The sequence below is a fragment of the Pseudomonadota bacterium genome (assembly GCA_030775045.1).
Taxonomy (GTDB): Bacteria; Pseudomonadota; Alphaproteobacteria; order JALYJY01; family JALYJY01; genus JALYJY01.
In genome coordinates, this window is the sequence record JALYJY010000143.1 from 1 (window position 1) to 2,467 (window position 2,467).

General features: G+C 63.4%; 4 protein-coding genes. 2 read left to right on the plus strand and 2 right to left on the minus strand.

The window, feature by feature from the left end; genetic code table 11:
• The first annotated feature begins 118 nt into the window (after nt 1-118).
• Nucleotides 119-1,030, plus strand: coding sequence for a rhodanese-related sulfurtransferase (locus tag M3O22_09180; GenBank protein ID MDP9196912.1), 912 nt, complete (start codon nt 119-121; stop codon nt 1,028-1,030).
• Nucleotides 1,027-1,548, plus strand: coding sequence for an RNA methyltransferase (locus M3O22_09185; GenBank protein ID MDP9196913.1), 522 nt, complete (start codon nt 1,027-1,029; stop codon nt 1,546-1,548). Before M3O22_09180 ends, M3O22_09185 begins: the two co-directional genes overlap by 4 nt.
• Here the strand turns inward: M3O22_09185 and M3O22_09190 are convergent.
• Both M3O22_09190 and M3O22_09195 read right to left on the minus strand, forming a co-directional pair.
• Nucleotides 1,540-2,193 (minus strand): 50S ribosomal protein L11 methyltransferase, encoded by a 654-nt coding sequence (locus tag M3O22_09190; protein MDP9196914.1) that lies wholly within the window; start codon nt 2,191-2,193, stop codon nt 1,540-1,542. The two genes, M3O22_09185 and M3O22_09190, sit on opposite strands and share 9 nt — an antisense overlap.
• A partial coding sequence (locus tag M3O22_09195) for a 4-hydroxybenzoate octaprenyltransferase (protein ID MDP9196915.1) occupies nt 2,190-2,467 on the minus strand: 278 nt, incomplete at its 5' end. The genes M3O22_09195 and M3O22_09190, both read right to left, overlap by 4 nt.

A 2,467-nucleotide genomic window follows, 5' to 3' on the forward strand; every position in this document is an offset into this window, starting at 1 on the left:
CATTTGCATCATTCCTGCAACCCGCCAGCATCATGAAGGCAAAAACAAGAACACAGACTGTTCCGGCAATACGCTTCACTGTCTTTTCCTTCAGGATTTGTTGCAGGCTGGAAGCGGCTTGATTATATACAATCGCATGACCTGGACAATCGCCGCCCTGTACCGCTTTGTGACCATCGCCGATCCGGCCGCCCTGCGGCTGGAGCTGAGGGAATCTTTCGCGCAGCTGGGCCTGTGCGGTACGCTGCTGGTGGCGCCGGAGGGGATCAATGGCACCCTGGCGGGAAGTCCTGGTTCTGTCGACCGGATGCTGGAAATCTTGCATGAAAAAACAGGCCTGCCCCGGGATGATGTGAAATTCTCGGCCGCGGAGACAAAGCCCTTCCGCCGTCAGAAAATCCGCCTGAAGCGCGAGATCATCACCTTCGGCCAGCCCCAGGCTGATCCTGCCGTCCGGGCCGGACAGTATGTGGAGGCCAAAGACTGGAACGCGCTGGTCAGCCAGCCGGACGTGCTGGTTCTGGACACCCGCAATACCTATGAGACCGCCATCGGCACGTTCCGCAGCGCGCTGGATCCACAGATCGAATGCTTTACGGATTTCGTCCGCTATGTCCGGGAAAAGCTGGACCCGCAGAAACACAGGAAAGTGGCCATGTACTGCACCGGCGGCATCCGGTGCGAAAAGGCCTCGGCGTTCATGCTGGCCGAGGGCTTCCCGGAGGTCTACCACCTGAAGGGCGGGATCCTGAAGTATCTGGAAGACGTCCCGCAGACCGAAAGCCGCTGGAACGGCGAGTGCTATGTGTTCGACCGGCGCGTGTCCGTGGGCCATGGCCTGGTTCCGGGCCAGCACAGCATGTGCTTTTCCTGTGGCTTTCCCCTGACGCCGCAGGATCGCAGCGACCCCCGGTACGAGGAAGGCGTCTCCTGCCCCCGCTGTGCTGGCACAAGGACTGAGCACGAAAAAGCCAACCTGCGCACCCGCCCCCAGCAGCGCGGATGGGTCAGGGCGGAGACGGTGACGTGACCGTAAAGTTTCCCAATACGCGAACCCCCATGGCCCCTGCCCCGCCCATGCGCGGATTTTTCGCTATCGGGGCCGAGGGGATCAGCAAGGCCTTCAACCTGGGGAATATGCTGCGCTCGGCCCACGCCTTCGGGGCCAGCTTTGTCTTCACTATCGGGGCTGAACCGTCATTGTACGAGATACGCTCGACCGATACGTCGGACGCGCCCGGCCACCTGCCCCTGTATCACCACAACACCATCGACGATCTGTCCCTGCCGGTGGGCTGCGCCCTGGTGGGGGTTGAGCTTCTGGACGATGCGGTGGAACTCCCCCGCTTTCGCCACCCCCTGCGGGCCGCCTATATCCTGGGGCCGGAAAACGGCTCCCTGTCGCCGGAAGTCCAGGCGCGGTGCGACCACACCATCATCATCCCCACCCGCTTTTGCCTCAACGTGGGCATTGCAGGCGCACTGGTCATGTACGACCGCCTGCTGGCCCTGGGACCGTACCGGGAAACAGCCCGGACGCTACCGTAACTTCCACACCCGCGTGGTCCTGATCCCCGTGCTTTCCACGTCCTGCGACACAGGCACATCGTAACTGGCCAGCAGGTCCAGACTCTCCCGAGGCGCGTAAGCCCGGCCCGGATCGGCCAGAAGGACCGTGACACCCTGCGCCGCCTGCCTCCGCAGCCAGTCCAGGACCTTTCCCGCCATGGGCTTTTCGTAACAGACATCACCGGCCAGAATGACGTCTGCCACAGGCTCATCCCGGCCGGTAGCGTCATCCCCGGTCACGGCCAGATGATGCCGGCCGTTGGCTTCTCCGTTCAGGCGGATGGCAGCCTGCGCCAGCGGATCAATGTCCGTGGCGACGATCCCGTCTGCCCCCGCATGGGCTGCCGCGATGGCTCCGATGCCGCAGCCAGCGGCAAAATCCACAACGTGCCGGGCTGAAACATGCTCCGGATGATCCAGCACGAACCGGGCCAGGGCTTGTCCGCCCGGCCAGGCGAAGGCCCAGTACGGAGGCGGGGGATTGGGCCGGCCCAGAAACCTTTCCATGGCTTCCCACAGGGGAATCACGGCCTGCGCCAGATGCAGGGAAATTTCGGGAACCAGAGGCGGTACAGCCAGAACCGTATGCCGGCGGATAAAATCCTCAGGAGACAGAACGCTCATCCCAGCCACAGGGCCAGCAGGATCAGCCAGCCCGTCCAGCGGCTGGCGCGGAACTTGGCCAGGCAGTCTGCGGGAAGATCCGGGATCCAGAACCAGGCCTGCCAGGCCAGGTGAGCTCCCACAACCAGAAGCCCCGGCCAAAACCAGAATCCCAGCCCAGCCATCCAGCCGGCCAGCGCCAGAAGCGCCATCATGGCCGTATAGAACCCCGCGATCCAGTGGCGGGACTGCTCACCCAGGCGCAGGGCTGTGGACTTGATCCCCACAATTGCAT